The 1,246-nt window shown below is 63.1% G+C and carries 1 protein-coding gene; it reads left to right on the forward strand.

The features are described 5' to 3' along the window. Nucleotides 1–1,225: IS66 family transposase (locus IVB13_RS17205; RefSeq protein ID WP_256467695.1), on the forward strand; the 1,225-nt coding region annotated here is incomplete at its 5' end. Nucleotides 1,226–1,246 lie beyond the last annotated feature (21 nt).

Genomic DNA, 1,246 nt, shown 5'->3' on the forward strand with positions numbered 1-1,246 from the left:
TGCGAGCACGCTCTGCCCGTGCGGTTGCGGCGCCATGACGAAGATCGGCGAGGACGTCAGCCAGCGCCTCGACGTGATCCCGGTGCAATGGCGCGTGCTGATCACACGCCGCCCAAAATACATCTGTCGCCGCTGCTCCGGCCCCGTCGTGCAGGCGCACGCACCGGAGCACGTCGTGCCCGGCGGGCTGCCGACCGAAGCGGCCATCGCGCACGTGATCGTCTCCAAATTTGGCGACCATACGCCATTTTACCGTCAGGCCGAGATCTATGCGCGCCAGGGCATCCGGCTTGATCGGGCGACACTGGGCAACTGGTCCGGCCGCGCCTGCTTCCATCTTCAGCCCATCGCGGAACACATGCGCCACCACCTGGCCATGGCGGATCGGCTGTTCATGGACGAGACCAAGGCGCCGGTACTCGATCCGGGGCGCGGCCAAACGAAGAAAGGCTACTTCTGGGCGATTGCCTCAGACGACCGCGGCCACAGCGGCCCAAGTCCGCCGATCGTGCTGTTCCGATATGCCCCCAGTCGCAGCGGTGCCTTCGCTGAGCAGTTCCTGGATGGCTTTGGCGGACGCTTCCTGCAATGCGATGCCTATGACGGTTATGATCGACTGACCGAAGTCGCTCGACTGCAAGGGCCTTGGACGCTCGTGCATTGCTGGAGCCATTTGCGCCGACGCTTCGTCAAATTGGCCCGCAATAGCAAATCGCCGATCGCCGAGGCCGCCATTCGGCACATCGCACAGCTTTACGCCATCGAAGCCATGGTGCGCGGTGCATCGCCGGACATACGGTTGGCCGCGCGCAAGGAGCACTCGCTGCCAATGGTAGCCGCGTTGAAGTCGTGGTTCGAAAAACAGCTGTCGATGATCTCCAGCGGTTCGACGCTCGCCGAGGACATCCGCTACGCGCTCAATCACTGGCAAGGTCTGACCCGCTTCCTCGAAGACGGGCGCCTCGAGCTCGACACCAACCCTGTCGAGAACGCCATCCGGCCAGTCTGCCTGACCAGAAAAAATGCGCTCTTCGCCGGTCATGAGGTCGGAGCCGAAAACTGGGCCTTGCTCGCCTCGATCGTCGCCACCTGCAAGCTCAACGACGTCAACCCGGCCGCCTACATCGCCGAAACACTCGAGACGATCATCGACGGCCATCCCCATAGCCGCATCGAAGACCTCATGCCGTGGCGATTCCGCAAAACGTCAAGCCAGCCTCAATAGGGTTGCGGCTAAGCGCTTACG

The organism is Bradyrhizobium sp. 17, assembly GCF_023073515.1.
In the GTDB taxonomy this organism is placed as follows: domain Bacteria; phylum Pseudomonadota; class Alphaproteobacteria; order Rhizobiales; family Xanthobacteraceae; genus Bradyrhizobium; species Bradyrhizobium canariense_D.